Origin of the sequence: Escherichia sp. KCJ4928, from assembly GCF_004352695.1 — a bacterium.
GTDB lineage: Bacteria > Pseudomonadota > Gammaproteobacteria > Enterobacterales > Enterobacteriaceae > ECMA0423.
The window spans coordinates 1-15,870 of record NZ_SJWV01000003.1; the positions used below are offsets into that span (position 1 = coordinate 1).

Sequence of the window (15,870 nt, forward strand, 5' to 3'; positions counted from 1 at the left end):
ATCCTATATTTTGTGTGGGTAATTATTTAAATAAGAGAAACGTTTCGCTGGTAATCAAACAAAAAATATTTGCGCAAAGTATTTCCTTTGTCATAAAAATAATACTTCCAGACACTATGAAGTTGTGAAACATAATGTTAACTTCTCCATACTTTGGATAAGGAAATACAGACATGAAAAATCTCATTGCTGAGTTGTTATTTAAGCTTGCCCAAAAAGAAGAAGAGTCGAAAGAACTGTGTGCGCAGGTAGAAGCTTTGGAGATTATCGTCACTGCAATGCTTCGCAATATGGCGCAAAATGACCAACAGCGGTTGATTGATCAGGTAGAGGGGGCGCTGTACGAGGTAAAGCCCGATGCCAGCATTCCTGACGACGATACGGAGCTGCTGCGCGATTACGTAAAGAAGTTATTGAAGCATCCTCGTCAGTAAAAAGTTAATCTTTTCAACAGCTGTCATAAAGTTGTCACGGCCGAGACTTATAGTCGCTTTGTTTTTATTTTTTAATGTATTTGTACATGGAGAAAATAAAGTGAAACAAAGCACTATTGCACTGGCACTCTTATCGTTACTGTTTACCCCTGTGACAAAAGCCCGGACACCAGAAATGCCTGTTCTGGAAAACCGGGCTGCTCAGGGCGATATTACTGCACCCGGCGGTGCTCGCCGTTTAACGGGTGATCAGACTGCCGCTCTGCGTGATTCTCTTAGCGATAAACCTGCAAAAAATATTATTTTGCTGATTGGCGATGGGATGGGGGATTCGGAAATTACAGCCGCACGTAATTATGCCGAAGGTGCGGGCGGCTTTTTTAAAGGTATCGATGCCTTACCGCTTACCGGGCAATACACTCACTATGCGCTGAATAAAAAAACCGGCAAACCGGACTACGTCACCGATTCGGCTGCATCAGCAACCGCCTGGTCAACCGGTGTCAAAACCTATAACGGCGCGCTGGGCGTCGATATTCACGAAAAAGATCACCCAACGATTCTGGAAATGGCAAAAGCCGCAGGTCTGGCGACCGGTAACGTTTCTACCGCAGAGTTGCAGGATGCCACGCCCGCTGCGCTGGTGGCACATGTGACTTCGCGCAAATGCTACGGTCCGAGCGCGACCAGTGAAAAATGTCCGGGTAACGCTCTGGAAAAAGGCGGAAAAGGATCGATTACCGAACAGCTGCTTAACGCTCGTGCCGACGTTACGCTTGGCGGTGGCGCAAAAACCATTGCTGAAACGGCAACCGCCGGTGAATGGCAGGGAAAAACGCTGCGTGAACAGGCACAGGCGCGTGGTTATCAGTTGGTCAGCGATGCTGCCTCACTGAATTCGGTGACGGAAGCGAATCAGCAAAAACCTCTGCTTGGACTGTTTGCTGACGGCAATATGCCAGTGCGCTGGCTAGGACCGAAAGCAACGTACCACGGCAATATCGATAAGCCCGCAGTCACCTGTACGCCTAATCCGCAACGTAATGACAGTGTACCAACCCTGGCGCAGATGACCGACAAAGCCATTGAATTGTTGAGTAAAAATGAGAAAGGATTTTTCCTGCAAGTTGAAGGTGCGTCAATCGATAAACAGGATCACGCTGCGAATCCTTGTGGGCAAATTGGCGAGACGGTCGATCTCGATGAAGCCGTACAACGGGCGCTGGAATTCGCTAAAAAGGATGGCAATACGCTGGTCATAGTCACCGCTGATCACGCCCACGCCAGCCAGATTGTCGCGCCGGATACCAAAGCTCCGGGCCTCACCCAGGCGCTAAATACCAAAGATGGCGCAGTGATGGTGATGAGCTACGAGAACTCCGAAGAGGATTCACAAGAACATACCGGCAGTCAGTTGCGTATTGCGGCGTATGGCCCGCATGCCGCCAATGTTGTTGGACTGACCGACCAGACCGATCTCTTCTACACCATGAAAGCCGCCCTGGGGCTGAAATAAAACCGCGCCCGGCAGTGAATTTTCGCTGCCGGGTGGTTTTTTTGCTGTTAGCAACCAGACTTAATGGCAGATCACGGGCGCATACGCTCATGGTTAAAACATGAAGAGGGATGGTGCTATGAAAATAACATTACTGGTTACCTTGCTTTTTGGTCTGGTTTTTTTAACCACCGTCGGCGCTGCCGAGAGAACCTTAACCCCACAACAACAGCGTATGACATCCTGTAATCAGCAGGCGACGGCGCAGGCGTTGAAAGGGGATGCTCGTAAGACCTACATGAGTGATTGCCTGAAGAACAGCAAGTCTGCGCCTGGTGAAAAAAGTTTGACGCCACAGCAGCAAAAGATGCGCGAATGTAATAATCAAGCAACGCAACAATCTCTGAAAGGTGATGATCGTAATAAGTTTATGAGTGCCTGCCTCAAGAAAGCCGCCTGATACCTGATAGTGCTAACGGGTGAGCTACGAAAGTGGCTCACCCGAAATTTCATACTTCTGCCTTTAGCCCCGTCTCTATAATTTGGGAAAATTGTTTCTGAATGTTCCCAAAAATAATGAATGATGAAAACTTTTTCAAAAAAGCGGCGGCGCATGGGGAGGAACCTCCTTTAACTCCTCAAAACGAACATCAGCGGTCCGGGCTGCGCTTCGCCCGTCGCGTCAGACTACCCCGTGCGGTTGGCCTGGCTGGCATGTTCTTACCGATTGCTTCAACGCTGGTTTCGCACCCGCCGCCGGGCTGGTGGTGGCTGGTGTTGGTCGGCTGGGCGTTCGTCTGGCCGCATTTAGCCTGGCAGATAGCGAGCAGGGCCGTCGATCCGCTTAGCCGGGAAATTTACAACTTAAAAACCGATGCAGTATTAGCGGGAATGTGGGTAGGCGTAATGGGCGTAAACGTGCTGCCTTCCACCGCTATGTTGATGATTATGTGTCTGAATTTGATGGGGGCAGGCGGCCCCCGTCTGTTTGTCGCGGGTCTGGTGTTGATGGTGGTTTCCTGCCTTGTCACCCTCGAGCTTACGGGCATTACCGTGTCGTTCAATAGTGCGCCGCTGGAATGGTGGCTCTCCCTTCCCATTATTGTCGTTTATCCTCTGCTGTTTGGCTGGGTCAGCTACCAGACGGCAACCAAACTGGCGGAACATAAACGCAGGTTGCAGGTCATGAGTACCCGCGACGGCATGACGGGCGTGTATAACCGACGTCATTGGGAAACTATGTTACGCAATGAATTTGATAACTGTCGGCGGCATAATCGCGATGCAACGTTACTGATTATCGATATCGACCATTTCAAGAGCATCAACGATACCTGGGGTCATGATGTGGGCGATGAAGCGATTGTGGCGCTTACCCGACAGTTACAAATTACCCTGCGCGGTAGCGATGTGATTGGTCGGTTTGGCGGCGATGAGTTTGCAGTAATCATGTCCGGTACGCCAGCTGAGAGCGCCATTACCGCCATGTTACGGGTGCGTGAAGGGCTAAACACGTTACGCTTGCCGAATACGCCACAGGTAACTTTACGGATTAGTGTGGGGGTTGCGCCGCTGAACCCACAAATGAGTCACTATCGTGAGTGGTTGAAATCGGCAGATTTGGCGCTTTACAAAGCAAAGAAAGCCGGACGTAACCGCACCGAAGTGGCGGCCTGACGTCCGGCGAAAGTCATCAGGATTTGCTGAGTTTTTCTGATTTTTCCATACACTTCGTCATCGCTTCGATCACTGCGGCACGGAAGCCTTTCTCTTCCAGTACGCGTACCGCTTCAATGGTGGTGCCTCCCGGTGAGCAGACCATATCTTTCAGTGCCCCCGGATGTTCTCCCGTTTCCAGCACCATTTTTGCGGAACCCATTACCGCCTGAGCGGCAAATTTATACGCCTGGGCGCGTGGCATCCCGCCCAGCACGGCGGCGTCGGCCATCGCTTCGATAAACATAAATACGTAGGCTGGCGAAGAACCGCTCACACCGACCACCGGGTGGATCATCGGCTCAGCAATTACTTCCGCTTCGCCAAAGCAGCGGAAAATATTCAGCACATCAGCGGTATCTTCTGGGGTTACCAGCGCGTTTGGCGTTACGGAGGTCATCCCGGCATTAACCAGCGCGGGAGTGTTCGGCATGGCGCGAATAATTTTCCGGTCATGGCCCAGCGCGCGGGCAAGCTGGTCGAGCGTGACACCTGCAGCAATAGAAACGACCAGAGAGTCTTTATTCAGGCTGGAGGTGATTTCGCTAAGCACTTTAATCATGATGCCAGGTTTAACGGCGGCAAAAATGATGTCGGCGATTTGCGCCACTTCTTGCGCCGATTCTGCGGCGTTGATGCCGAACTGGTCATGCAGGGCGGCGACTTTATCCGGGGAGGGGGTGTATACCCAGATTTGCCCTGGAAGCACCTGACCGCTGGCAATCAGACCGCCGAGAATGGCTTTTCCCATATTGCCGCAGCCAATAAAACCGATTTTCTTTTCCATTGCCTCACTCCTGCCGTGAAATTCATTGTTTTGATAATCGCTGGCAGAAGCATAAACAGAACTATGCCGGAAGGCAAAAGCGCGACACAATAGAGGATTACCCAACAAAGGATGACTTTATGACAATTTGGGTGGATGCCGACGCGTGTCCCAATGTAATTAAAGAGATTTTGTATCGCGCGGCGGAACGTATGCAGATGCCGCTGGTACTGGTAGCAAACCAGAGTTTACGCGTGCCGCCATCGCGATTTATTCGTACGCTGCGCGTCGCGGCAGGTTTCGACGTTGCCGATAACGAAATTGTCCGGCAGTGTGAAGCGGGCGATTTGGTGATCACCGCAGATATACCTTTGGCTGCTGAAGCCATCGAGAAAGGCGCAGCGGCGCTTAATCCGCGCGGCGAACGTTACACGCCAGCGACCATTCGTGAGCGCCTGACGATGCGCGATTTTATGGATACCTTACGTGCCAGTGGGATCCAGACCGGCGGACCAGATAGCCTTTCACAACGTGACCGCCAGGCCTTTGCCGCGGAGCTGGAGAAGTGGTGGCTGGAAGTGCAACGTAGTCGTGGCTAAATGTAATTTATTATTTACACTTCATTCTTGAATATTTATTGGTATAGTAAGGGGTGTATTGAGATTTTCACTTTAAGTGGAATTTTTTCTTTACAATCGAAATTGTACTAGTTTGATGGTATGATCGCTATTCTCATGACACCGGCTTTCGCCGCATTGCGACCTATTGGGGAAAACCCACGATGACACAACCTCTTTTTCTGATCGGGCCTCGGGGCTGTGGTAAAACAACGGTCGGAATGGCCCTTGCCGATTCGCTTAACCGTCGGTTTGTCGATACCGATCAGTGGTTGCAATCACAGCTCAATATGACGGTCGCGGAGATCGTCGAAAGGGAAGAGTGGGCGGGATTTCGCGCCAGAGAAACGGCGGCGCTGGAAGCGGTAACTGCGCCATCCACCGTTATCGCTACAGGCGGCGGCATTATTCTGACGGAATTTAATCGTCACTTTATGCAAAATAACGGGATCGTGGTTTATTTGTGTGCGCCAGTATCAGTCCTGGTTAACCGACTGCAAGCTGCACCGGAAGAAGATTTACGGCCAACCTTAACGGGAAAACCGCTGAGCGAAGAAGTTCAGGAAGTGCTGGAAGAACGCGATGCGCTATATCGCGAAGTTGCGCATATTATCATCGACGCAACAAACGAACCCAGCCAGGTGATTTCTGAAATTCGTAGCGCCCTGGCACAGACGATCAATTGTTGATTTTAGAGCGCCTATACTTAACGTTCATCCCGTGAAATAAGGAAGAACGATGCCAACGAAACCGCCTTATCCTCGTGAAGCATATATAGTGACGATTGAAAAAGGAAAGCCAGGACAGACGGTAACCTGGTACCAACTCAGAGCCGATCATCCTAAACCAGACTCGTTGATCAGTGAACATCCGACGGCTCAGGAAGCGATGGATGCGAAAAAACGCTATGAGGACCCTGACAAAGAGTGACCGCATCAGACTGCTCGGAAGGGATTCTGAGTGCCACTACAAGGGATCTGCGTCACATTTTTCATAATTCATGTTTTTCTAATAATTAGAATATTAAACAATAACAATCCATTACTGGAATCATTTGGAATCTTTACATTATGCCGTGCACGTCTGCTGCTACGCTTTTTGTCATTTGTAGCACAAGTAAGTGTCAGCAGTGGTGCTTCACACTTGCCCGGTAATTAACGACGAAAGAAAAGTAAGGTGGATGAACAATGAGTGCGTCGTTGGCGATCCTGACCATCGGCATTGTACCTATGCAGGAGGTTTTGCCGCTCCTGACGGAATACATTGACGAAGATAATATTTCCCATCATAGCCTGCTGGGGAAGTTAAGTCGTGAAGAAGTGATGGCGGAGTACGCGCCAGAAGCAGGCGAAGACACCATTCTCACATTATTAAATGACAACCAGCTGGCCCATGTTTCGCGTCGTAAAGTGGAGCGAGACCTGCAAGGTGTGGTTGAAGTGCTCGATAATCAGGGTTATGACGTCATTTTATTAATGAGTACAGCAAACATTAGTAGTATGACTGCGCGTAATACGATCTTTCTTGAGCCGTCGCGAATATTGCCTCCACTGGTTTCCTCTATTGTTGAAGATCATCAGGTGGGGGTTATCGTTCCGGTTGAGGAGATGCTGCCCGTTCAGGCGCAAAAATGGCAAATTTTGCAGAAATCGCCGGTATTTTCATTGGGTAACCCCATTCATGATTCAGAACAAAAAATCATTGATGTCGGGAAAGAATTACTGGCAAAAGGGGCTGATGTCATCATGCTGGATTGTTTAGGATTTCACCAACGTCATCGCGATTTACTGCAAAAACAGCTCGATGTTCCTGTCTTGCTGTCTAACGTATTGATTGCACGGCTGGCTGCGGAATTACTGGTGTAATTTTGCGTGACAGTCAGCGCCTCTGGCCCCTATAGTGAAGTAGATGTTCAACTACCAAACAGGGCCAGTTTATGCTTCAAAGTAATGAGTACTTTTCCGGCAAAGTGAAATCAATCGGCTTTTCCAGCAGCAGCACTGGTCGCGCCAGCGTGGGTGTTATGGTTGAAGGCGAATACACCTTCAGCACCGCTGAGCCGGAAGAGATGACGGTAATCAGTGGCGCGCTGAATGTGTTACTGCCTGACGCGACCGACTGGCAAGTGTATGAAGCCGGTTCGGTGTTTAATGTTCCCGGTCACAGTGAGTTTCATCTGCAAGTTGCCGAACCCACCTCTTATCTGTGCCGCTATCTGTAATTCCTCGCCTTCCCCTTGAACGGGAGGGCATTTTTCTGAAATATCCTCTCTTTAACCCATAATAATATTTCCTTTGCTTCGATTTTTTCAATTTCCGATATATTCATAATTCATCAAGGTTGATATAAATATCAGTGAAGATCTCCAGGTATTTTTTGCGGAACTGATGACACAACGCCCCCTGGAGCAAGTTACAGCGGGAGATCTATGACTTACTGACGCCAACGATCAACCTGCAAATTCACTGTACCCGTTATCCCATGCGCAGCCAAAATGGTGGAAGCACCGATTTACCGCGTTATTGGATCACGTTGGATAAAAACGTGATCTGGGATTACCCGAAAGACTTTATTGCAGGTAACGGTGGAGTGCGTAATTTTCACGGTGAAACTTGCTGGTATCCTTACCTGACGGATATTTGTTCAATTTCTGATTTATTGCGTGAATATATTGACACCCCAAAAGCGGAGTTGTTAACAAAACAATTTACCAGCGATAAATGGGGGTTAGTGAATATTCTGCGTGCTGCTGACAGGCGAATAGGGATGAGGCGATTAGATCAGTTACAGCATAAAACGCATAATATTGCTGCGCTAAAAATTATTGCCCGCCGTAGCGAATAATTATATGCCTGGTGTGGCTTCGTACGCCGGATAAGACGCGGCAGGCGTCGCATCCGGCATTAAAGGAAAATCAGCAATTAACGTTGTGCTTCGCCACCTAATCCTTCAATCAGGTTTTGAATTAACGCTGCCAGTTCACCAGTCATCAGGATGAAATCGGCATCAAAACGCTGGGCGAAATCTTCACGGTCGATATCTTCGTTTTGATCGCGCAGCTCGTCGCAGAACTTCAGACGCTTAAGCGAACCATCGTCGCACATCACAAACTGAATGCGCTGCTGCCAGTCGAGCGCCAGTTTAGTCACCACTTTTCCGGCTTCAATGTGATTGGTGATCTCTTCGCTGGTCAGATCTTGTTTCTTCGCGCGGATCACGCCGCCATCTTCCAGCAACGATTTCAGCTCGGCTTCATCAAGCAGCTGGAAGCCCTGTGCCGCACTACCGGAGCGAACCCATTCGGTCAGCGTCAGTTCAATCGGGTTTTCCATGCTCAATGGTACAACCGGTAACGACCCCAGGCTTTTACGCAGTAATGCCAGCGTATCTTCCGCTTTTTTGGCACTGGCGCAGTCCACCATAATCAAACCGTTAACCGTGTCGATCCACATCATTGTCTGGCTAAAACGGCTGAAAGCACGCGGCAGCAGAGAGTGCAGCACTTCGTCTTTCAGCGAATCTTTTTCGGTTTTCTTCAGCTTACGCGCCTGTTCCGCTTCCAGTTTGGCGATTTTCGCTTCAAGCGCCTGTTTAATCACCGGAGACGGGAGGATTTTTTCTTCTTTGCGCGCGCAGATAACAATTTGACCATTGGCAACGTGCGTTAACGCATCGCTGTGCGATCCCATCGGAGGAACCCAGCCCATCTTCGCCATGTCCTGGCTGCCGCATGGGGTAAATGCCATCGAGGCTAGCTGTTTTTCCATCTCTTCTGCACGCAGCGAAATCTCGCGGCTAAGACGGTAAACCATTAAATTTTTGAACCACAGCATGATAATTTCCACGGCCTTGTCGTTAAATTTAGCGGGCATGATAACGAATTGTCGGCGGCCTTGCATTGCCAATCCGGTTGTCCGTCTCTACGCTATTGATATTGAAAAAAATAAGGAGAGTACCGTGCGTATAGGTATCGATTTAGGCGGCACCAAAACTGAAGTGATTGCACTGGGCGATGCAGGGGAGCAGTTGTACCGCCATCGTCTGCCCACGCCGCGTGATGATTACCGGCAAACTATTGAAACGATCGCCACGTTGGTTGATATGGCGGAGCAGGCGACAGGGCAGCGCGGAACGGTAGGTATGGGCATTCCTGGCTCAATTTCGCCTTACACCGGTGTGGTGAAGAATGCCAATTCAACCTGGCTCAACGGTCAGCCATTCGATAAAGACTTAAGCGCGAGGTTGCAGCGGGAAGTGCGGCTGGCAAATGACGCCAACTGTCTGGCGGTTTCAGAAGCAGTAGATGGCGCGGCAGCGGGAGCGCAGACAGTATTTGCCGTGATTATCGGCACGGGATGCGGCGCGGGCGTGGCATTCAATGGGCGGGCGCATATCGGCGGCAATGGCACGGCAGGTGAGTGGGGACACAATCCGCTACCGTGGATGGACGAAGACGAACTGCGTTATCGCGAGGAAGTCCCTTGTTATTGCGGTAAACAAGGTTGTATTGAAACCTTTATTTCGGGCACGGGATTCGCGACTGATTATCGTCGTTTGAGCGGACATGCGCTGAAAGGCAGTGAAATTATCCGCCTGGTTGAAGAAAGCGATCCGGTAGCGGAACTGGCATTGCGTCGCTACGAGCTGCGGCTGGCAAAATCGCTGGCACATGTCGTGAATATTCTCGATCCGGATGTGATTGTCCTGGGGGGCGGGATGAGCAATGTAGACCGTTTATATCAAACGGTTGGGCAGTTGATTAAACAATTTGTCTTCGGCGGCGAATGTGAAACGCCGGTGCGTAAGGCGAAGCACGGTGATTCCAGCGGCGTACGCGGCGCTGCGTGGTTATGGCCACAAGAGTAAAAAACGTAGGCAATTGGCGCATCATGCTTGATGCGACGCTTGCCGCGTCTTATCAGGCCTACAAAATGTGCCGGAACCGCGTAGGGCGGATAAGGCGTTCACGCCGCATCCGGCAATAAGTAATGAGCACCGAGACTATAACCTACCCCAGTGGTTTCGCCAGCACCGGAGTATCCGCCGCTTGCTGGCGCTTATAGCGACCATACAGCAGCAACGACGACATCGCAGCAAACGAAAGCAGGGCGGCAGGCAGCGCCACGTAATTATATGCCAGCCCCAGCGTCAGCATCATACCTCCGCAATATGCGCCGACGGCGCTACCGAGGTTAAACGCTATTTGCCCACCTGCGGCACCTAATAACTCTCCGCCTTTGGCATTTTGCAGTAACAATATTTGCAGAGGTGCTGAAAGGGCAAATAATCCCGCGCAACAAATAAAAGCAAAAATAAGCGACGTTATTTTCATGCCGCCGCAGAAAAAGAGCATCAGCAGTGCCAGTACAATGATAAAGTCAGTCACTGCCGCAATGCGCAGTGGTGAATAACGTCCTGAAACCCTGCCACTTAGCATATTCCCCAGCACCATCCCTAGCCCCACTAACATCATAATAAAGGTCATCGCCGTTTCCGAAAAACCGGAAATAAACATCATGTATGGCTTAACGTAGCTGAACCAGGCAAACACACCTGCGTTGCCAAACATGGTGGCGGCGAAAATTAACCACGGGGCCGGGCTGCGCAAAAAGTGAAATTGTTCGCGCAGCTTTCCTTTCGCCTCGTCGCGAATATCTGGCACCCAAAAATAGACCGATGCCATCACCGCAATATTAAAAACAGCGATCAATAAAAAGGTGTAACGCCAGCTAAATTCCTGACTTAAATACGTTCCCAGCGGAATGCCCAGCAAATTGGCGACTGTCATCCCGGAAACCATCCCCGCCACGGCGGCGGTGACTTTTCCGGGTTTGATAATTTTTGATAACACGATCGCTCCGACGCCAAAAAATGCGCCATGCGGAAAGCCGGATACCAGCCGACCAATGGCAAGCATCAGGTAAGACGAAGAGAGCGTGAACATGGCGTTGCCAATGACGCACAACGCCACCAGAAACAACAAGATATGTTTGAGTGAGTAGCGGCTGGAAAAGAGGGCGATGATTGGCGCACCGACCACCACCCCCAGCGCATAATACGAGATCATATGCCCGGCAGCAGGAATCGAAATTCCTACGTTATGCGCCAGCTCCGTGAGCACGCCCATAATGCCAAATTCGGCCATCCCCAAACCAAACGTGCCCAGAGCCAAAGATAAAATGACTTTTTTCATACCACCATCACAACCACCAGAACGGCTACCAATCACCGTAGCCAATAAAGTGATAGCTTGCAGGATAACGACCAGCAAGGCCAAGAGATAATTCGCCCCTCTGTATTCATTATCCTGCTGAATAGTTATTTCACTGCAAACGTACTTTCCAGTTTGCTGTAGCCCAGGCCGTTGATCTTTTTCACTTTGATCTGCACCGGAATACGCTCTTTCATCGCTTCTACGTGGCTAATCACACCGATGGTTTTGCCACTGGCGTTCAGGGCATCCAGCGCATCAAGGGCGGTATCCAGCGTTTCGCTATCCAGCGTGCCAAAACCTTCATCAAGGAACAGCGAGTCAATACGTGTTTTATGGCTGACCAGATCCGAAAGCGCCAGCGCCAGCGCCAGACTAACGAGGAAACTTTCGCCGCCGGAAAGGGTACGGGTATCGCGTACCGCATCTGCCTGCCAGGTATCAACAACCTCGACTTCCAGCGCCTCGCTGGCTTTGCGCTGTAACAGATAGCGCCCGTGCAGCCGGGTAAGTTGCTGATTAGCGAGATGGACTAAATTATCCAGCGTCAGCCCCTGGGCAAACTTGCGGAATTTATCGCCCTCTTTGGAACCTATTAGCGAATTCAGATATCCCCAGTCCTCAACCTGCTGCGTCATTTGAGCAATTTGCTGCATTAAGGTTTGTTGTTGCTGACGGTTATCTGCATCCTGCTTCAGCTGCTGGCGAATCTCGCCTTGACTCGTGGTGTTTTCACGCAACTTTTGGTGAGTTTGCGCTAACTCTTGCTGAATCTGCTCCACCGTCACAGTGAGAGCCAACCCGTCAGGTCGGTGTTGTTGATGCTGTGCCAGCGTTTCTGCTGTCTGAGTGACCAGCGTTTGCGCCTGACGGCGCTGGTTTTCCAGATTCTGCTTGAGCTGTTCCAGCTGCGTTAGTGTTTGTTCATCCATTAGCGCCGCAAGGAACGCCTGCTGATCGTCAAAGACGCTGGCCTGTAGCGCGGTGTCAAACTGCGCCTGGGCTTTTTGCAGACTTTGCGCCGCCAGAACATCCTGTTGCTGTAACGTCTGCTGCTGGCTGTGTAATGCGAGACATTGTTCATGAACCTGCCGCCAGTTATCCAGCGCCACAGTTTCTTCGCTGTGCGGGAGATCATCACTTTGAGGCAACGTTTCCAGAATCGGCGTCAGCTGCTGAATACGGTTTTGCAGCGCGGTTAATTCGTTCTGGCGTTGCTGCCAGCTCTGCGCTTCTTGCTGACGTGTCGCCAACCAGCTCTCTTCTTCATCTTCCTGTGGCAATGTCAGTGCATAACCCGCCAATGCCGTTAAGAGCTGCTGCTGGCGTTGTTCAATTTGCTGTTGATACTGGATAATTTGCTGATTATGCGCGGCAATCTGCCCTTGTAATTCATGTCGTTGGCTGAGTAACCGCAGCTGGCGTTCGTGCTCATCTTGTGCATCCAGCCACGGTTGAATATCGTCCTGTGGCTGCAAGGTGATATTGAGGCTGGCCGTGACGGCTTGCCATTGTTGAGTAAGTGCTTGCTCATCTTGTCGGAGGCTTTGCGCTTCGTTTTCATCGCGCTGAAGCTGCTTCGTTAATGCATCCAGTTGCCCGCGCAGCGCCGCACCTTCTTCGCCGAGCTTTTTAACTTCGTTTTCCAGCGCCAGTAATCGAGACTGATTAACACCAGGCTCCAGCGTCTGATACGCCTCGACCGCCGGGTGGCTGGTGGAACCACAAAGTGGACAAGGCTGACCCGCCTGTAACTGTGCACGTTGAGCTTCCAGCGTTTTGATGCGCGCTTCCTGCTCGCAAATGGTTTTCACATCGGCAAGTTGCTGCGTCTTTTCTTTATAACGCTGGCGCATTTCGTTAAGTGCGGCGTTACGTTGCGTCTGTTCTTGCGTGACATTCTGGATAGCGACCTGTAACTGCGCCAGACGTTTTTGTTGGGGAACAATCTGTCCATGTAGCGCGACCAGGTGCTGACGCAGTGGGCGTTGCTCAGCATGTTGCGCCAGGGCGCTAGCAACTTCATCGGCGGTTAACGTCAACGTGATCGCCGCAAGCGCATTAAGTTTTTGCTCAGCATGGGTTAACTGTTGCTGCCATTGCCGCAGATGCTCGCGATCGCTGGTTTGTTGGGAGAACTGCGCACGCCAACCCGCCAGTTCGTTGTTCCACTGACGGAAGCGGTCGTGTTCCTGTAACCAGGTATTCAGGCTTTGTTGCTGCTGCTGTAATTCTGCTGACTGCTTCGCTGCGTGGTGGCGAATGCTCGCGCGAAGCGCCATTGTGCTCTGTAAGCGAGTATTTACTTCTTCAATCTGCTGGCGAATATGCGCCAGCGCCGCGCTGTGTTCTGCGATGCGTTCCCAGTGCGGACGAAGATTTCGTGCTGGTTGTGCCAGACTGAGCGCCGCCAGTTGAGGTTGCGCTTTTTCTTCTTCGGCTAACGCCTGTTGCAAGGCCTGCTGACGGCGGCTGGCTTCTTGCTGCAATTCGTCCAGACGCGTTAACCAGTTTAGTGATTGTTGTTCTTGCTGCTGCGCGGTAAGTAACTGTTTTTCTTCGTTAGTAAGTACCTGCAAACTCGCTGTCAGCGATTGCACTTGTTCCGGCGTGAGCAACGCGACGCCGCTGGCCTGCGCTTGCAGCTTCTCCAGCTCAGTGCGGGCCGATTTGTGCTGCTCAAAAACCATCGCCGAGATTTGCCCGTAGATTTCAGTGCCGGTTAACTCCTCGAGCAATTCCGCGCGTTCTTTGGGTTTGGCATTCAGGAAGGCAGCAAATTGCCCCTGCGAAAGCAGCATCGAACGGGTGAAGCGCCCGTAATCCAGTCCGGTTAACGTCGCCGTCAGTTCCAGCTTATCTTTCACTTTGTCGGCGAGAATTTTGCCGTCGGCGCAGCGCGCCAGCTCTACGCGTGGCACCTGCAAATTACCGCCGGGTTGGTTACGCGCCCGATTCTGGCTCCAGAACGCACGGTACGCTTCACCTTTCACTTCAAACTCCACCTCCGCCAGACATTCGGCGGTATCGCGGGTCATGAGATCATTTTGCGATTGTGAAACGTTAGAGAGACGCGGAGTTTCGTGATACAGCGCCAGACAAATGGCGTCCAGCAGGGTGGTTTTCCCCGCACCGGTTGGGCCGGTAATGGCAAATAGCCCGTTGCTGGCGAACGGCTCGCGGGTGAAATCAATCTTCCATTCGCCTTTTAATGAGTTCAGGTTTTTCAGGCGCAGGCTGAGAATTTTCATGCTTCGTGTTCTCCGGCGAGGGTATGCAACGTCGTGGTGAAAAGATGCTGCAGACGTTGCTGCTGCGATTCATCCAGTTCTTCCAGTGCCAGACGGCGATTGAACACCTCTTCGACGCTGAGTTCGCTGAGGGTTTCACGCTGTTGGCTGGCTAACACACGCTCGCGCTGTTCACGACTCCGGCGTACCAGCAATACTTCAACAGGCAATGATTCGGTTAATGCCTGGATTTTGCGCTGAATATCATGCAGATACTCATCAGTAGTGATTTCGATATCCAGCCAGACAGGTGGCTCCTGCGATACATCGCGCCACTGTTCTAGCTGTGCGGTAATCGACGCCAGATCGCCTTTCAGCACCGCCATGGGTTGCGTTATCGGTACGTTCAGGTTTTCCACGCTCTCTAATTTGCCGTTTGAAAATGTCACCAGATGGACATATTTACTCTTTCCGCATTCATCAAAACTCAGTGGAATGGGGGAACCGCAATAGCGAACATGTTCCATGCCGCCAATAATCTGTGTGCGGTGAATATGCCCGAGCGCGATGTAGTCGGCTGGTGGAAAGTTTTGTGCCGGAAACGCGTCCAGCGTGCCAATATAAATGTCACGCACGGCGTCACTTTTACTGGCACCCACGGTCGTTAAATGTCCCGTGGCGATGATGGGCAGAGGCTGATCGCCGCGCAGTTTGCAGGCATCGGCATAGTGTTGTTGATAATAATCAGTAATAGCCGCCAGCAAATGCTGCTGTTTTTCAATACCGTTAAGCCCCGCCTGGCTGGTAATAATGTCACGCGGGCGTAAAAACGGTATGGGGCACAGCACTGCGCCTGGCGTCCCGTTGCGACGAGGCAAGATTTGCGGCGCATGTCCGGCGCTGGCGACCACGGTAGTATTGAGGAACGCCATGATATCGCGCGATTCATTCAGCGTGGCGACCGAGTCATGGTTTCCTGCCAGTACCACCAGATGACAGCCAGTTTGCTGTAAATTGACAACAAAACGGTTGTATAACGTGCGGGCGTAACTGGGCGGCGAGCCGGTATCGAAAACATCACCAGCAACAATAATTGCATCCACCTGATGGGTTTGTGCTGTCTCCAGCAGCCAGTCAAGAAAAGCCTGATGTTCAGCTTCGCGGCTTTTACTGTAGAAGTTCTGGCCGAGATGCCAGTCTGAGGTGTGAAGGATGCGCATAACGGTTCCCTGGCGAAAAAGCATGGGCGCGATTATACCCAAACAGATGTGCCATTTGCTTTTTTCTGCGCCACGGAAATCAATAACCTGAAGATATGTGCGACGAGCTTTTCATAAATCTGTCATAAATCTGACGCATAATGACGTCGCATTAATGATCGCAACCTATTTATTACAACAG

General features: G+C 51.1%; 16 protein-coding genes. 11 read left to right on the forward strand and 5 right to left on the reverse strand.

The genetic code is table 11. From position 1 onward, the window contains the following. The first annotated feature begins 173 nt into the window (after positions 1 to 173). From iraP to adrA, 4 genes are all read left to right on the forward strand, one after another. Complete coding sequence (gene iraP, locus E0D98_RS00890) at positions 174 to 434, forward strand: anti-adapter protein IraP (protein WP_000792970.1); 261 nt, start codon at positions 174 to 176, stop codon at positions 432 to 434. A gap of 100 nt (positions 435 to 534) precedes the next feature. Next, positions 535 to 1,950, forward strand: coding sequence for an alkaline phosphatase (gene phoA, locus E0D98_RS00895; RefSeq protein ID WP_131890464.1), 1,416 nt, complete (start codon positions 535 to 537; stop codon positions 1,948 to 1,950). 118 nt (positions 1,951 to 2,068) lie between these two features. Further along, positions 2,069 to 2,389: a phosphate starvation-inducible protein PsiF gene (gene psiF, locus E0D98_RS00900; protein ID WP_001295332.1), complete on the forward strand. Its 321-nt coding sequence runs from the start codon at positions 2,069 to 2,071 to the stop codon at positions 2,387 to 2,389. A gap of 101 nt (positions 2,390 to 2,490) precedes the next feature. Beyond that, the gene (adrA, locus tag E0D98_RS00905; RefSeq protein WP_000484055.1) at positions 2,491 to 3,606 is read left to right on the forward strand and encodes a diguanylate cyclase AdrA; all 1,116 of its coding nucleotides are present in this window, start codon (positions 2,491 to 2,493) and stop codon (positions 3,604 to 3,606) included. Positions 3,607 to 3,622: 16 nt separating this feature from the next. Here adrA and proC read toward each other — a convergent pair whose 3' ends face one another. Further along, a complete protein-coding gene (gene proC, locus E0D98_RS00910; protein ID WP_001295331.1) occupies positions 3,623 to 4,432 on the reverse strand; it encodes a pyrroline-5-carboxylate reductase in 810 nt (269 codons plus the stop codon). A 119-nt stretch (positions 4,433 to 4,551) separates the two neighbouring features. Here proC and E0D98_RS00915 point away from each other — a divergent pair, with 119 nt between their 5' ends. The 6 genes from E0D98_RS00915 (at position 4,552) to E0D98_RS00940 (ending at position 7,872) form a co-directional block, all read left to right on the forward strand. After that, positions 4,552 to 5,010: a YaiI/YqxD family protein gene (locus E0D98_RS00915; protein ID WP_000158159.1), complete on the forward strand. Its 459-nt coding sequence runs from the start codon at positions 4,552 to 4,554 to the stop codon at positions 5,008 to 5,010. A gap of 182 nt (positions 5,011 to 5,192) precedes the next feature. Beyond that, positions 5,193 to 5,717, forward strand: coding sequence for a shikimate kinase AroL (gene aroL / locus E0D98_RS00920; RefSeq protein ID WP_000193393.1), 525 nt, complete (start codon positions 5,193 to 5,195; stop codon positions 5,715 to 5,717). 49 nt (positions 5,718 to 5,766) lie between these two features. Then, entirely contained in the window at positions 5,767 to 5,958 is a 192-nt protein-coding gene (gene yaiA, locus E0D98_RS00925) for a protein YaiA (RefSeq protein ID WP_001142439.1), read from the forward strand. Between the two features lie 257 nt (positions 5,959 to 6,215). Beyond that, complete coding sequence (locus E0D98_RS00930) at positions 6,216 to 6,893, forward strand: AroM family protein (protein WP_047089159.1); 678 nt, start codon at positions 6,216 to 6,218, stop codon at positions 6,891 to 6,893. A gap of 71 nt (positions 6,894 to 6,964) precedes the next feature. Then, a complete protein-coding gene (ppnP, locus tag E0D98_RS00935) occupies positions 6,965 to 7,249 on the forward strand; it encodes a pyrimidine/purine nucleoside phosphorylase (protein ID WP_000941942.1) in 285 nt (94 codons plus the stop codon). Positions 7,250 to 7,452: 203 nt separating this feature from the next. Further along, positions 7,453 to 7,872 carry a hypothetical protein gene (locus E0D98_RS00940; protein WP_042014773.1) on the forward strand — a complete coding sequence of 140 codons (420 nt, stop codon included), beginning with the start codon at positions 7,453 to 7,455 and terminating at the stop codon, positions 7,870 to 7,872. Between the two features lie 77 nt (positions 7,873 to 7,949). Here E0D98_RS00940 and rdgC read toward each other — a convergent pair whose 3' ends face one another. Further along, entirely contained in the window at positions 7,950 to 8,861 is a 912-nt protein-coding gene (gene rdgC / locus E0D98_RS00945) for a recombination-associated protein RdgC (RefSeq protein WP_001298537.1), read from the reverse strand. A gap of 124 nt (positions 8,862 to 8,985) precedes the next feature. Here rdgC and mak point away from each other — a divergent pair, with 124 nt between their 5' ends. Then, entirely contained in the window at positions 8,986 to 9,894 is a 909-nt protein-coding gene (mak, locus tag E0D98_RS00950; RefSeq protein ID WP_001219312.1) for a fructokinase, read from the forward strand. Between the two features lie 142 nt (positions 9,895 to 10,036). Here mak and araJ read toward each other — a convergent pair whose 3' ends face one another. The 3 genes from araJ to sbcD all read right to left on the reverse strand — a co-directional run bounded on the left by araJ (position 10,037) and on the right by sbcD (position 15,689). Next, positions 10,037 to 11,221 carry an MFS transporter AraJ gene (gene araJ, locus E0D98_RS00955; protein ID WP_001348382.1) on the reverse strand — a complete coding sequence of 395 codons (1,185 nt, stop codon included), beginning with the start codon at positions 11,219 to 11,221 and terminating at the stop codon, positions 10,037 to 10,039. A gap of 125 nt (positions 11,222 to 11,346) precedes the next feature. After that, positions 11,347 to 14,490, reverse strand: coding sequence for an exonuclease subunit SbcC (gene sbcC, locus E0D98_RS00960; protein ID WP_000698969.1), 3,144 nt, complete (start codon positions 14,488 to 14,490; stop codon positions 11,347 to 11,349). After that, positions 14,487 to 15,689: an exonuclease subunit SbcD gene (gene sbcD / locus E0D98_RS00965; protein ID WP_001221342.1), complete on the reverse strand. Its 1,203-nt coding sequence runs from the start codon at positions 15,687 to 15,689 to the stop codon at positions 14,487 to 14,489. The genes sbcC and sbcD overlap by 4 nt, the downstream gene beginning before the upstream one ends. Between the last annotated feature and the right edge of the window lie 181 nt (positions 15,690 to 15,870).

Bases quoted from the DNA above. Each gene is read 5' to 3' on its own strand.
- iraP (WP_000792970.1), top strand. From the start codon at position 174: ATGAAAAATCTCATTGCTGAGTTGTTATTTAAGCTTGCCCAAAAAGAA.
- psiF (WP_001295332.1), top strand. From the start codon at position 2,069: ATGAAAATAACATTACTGGTTACCTTGCTTTTTGGTCTGGTTTTTTTA.
- adrA (WP_000484055.1), top strand. From the start codon at position 2,491: ATGTTCCCAAAAATAATGAATGATGAAAACTTTTTCAAAAAAGCGGCG.
- proC (WP_001295331.1), bottom strand. From the start codon at position 4,432: ATGGAAAAGAAAATCGGTTTTATTGGCTGCGGCAATATGGGAAAAGCC.
- E0D98_RS00915 (WP_000158159.1), top strand. From the start codon at position 4,552: ATGACAATTTGGGTGGATGCCGACGCGTGTCCCAATGTAATTAAAGAG.
- aroL (WP_000193393.1), top strand. From the start codon at position 5,193: ATGACACAACCTCTTTTTCTGATCGGGCCTCGGGGCTGTGGTAAAACA.
- yaiA (WP_001142439.1), top strand. From the start codon at position 5,767: ATGCCAACGAAACCGCCTTATCCTCGTGAAGCATATATAGTGACGATT.
- E0D98_RS00930 (WP_047089159.1), top strand. From the start codon at position 6,216: ATGAGTGCGTCGTTGGCGATCCTGACCATCGGCATTGTACCTATGCAG.
- ppnP (WP_000941942.1), top strand. From the start codon at position 6,965: ATGCTTCAAAGTAATGAGTACTTTTCCGGCAAAGTGAAATCAATCGGC.
- rdgC (WP_001298537.1), bottom strand. From the start codon at position 8,861: ATGCTGTGGTTCAAAAATTTAATGGTTTACCGTCTTAGCCGCGAGATT.
- araJ (WP_001348382.1), bottom strand. From the start codon at position 11,221: ATGAAAAAAGTCATTTTATCTTTGGCTCTGGGCACGTTTGGTTTGGGG.
- sbcC (WP_000698969.1), bottom strand. From the start codon at position 14,490: ATGAAAATTCTCAGCCTGCGCCTGAAAAACCTGAACTCATTAAAAGGC.
- sbcD (WP_001221342.1), bottom strand. From the start codon at position 15,689: ATGCGCATCCTTCACACCTCAGACTGGCATCTCGGCCAGAACTTCTAC.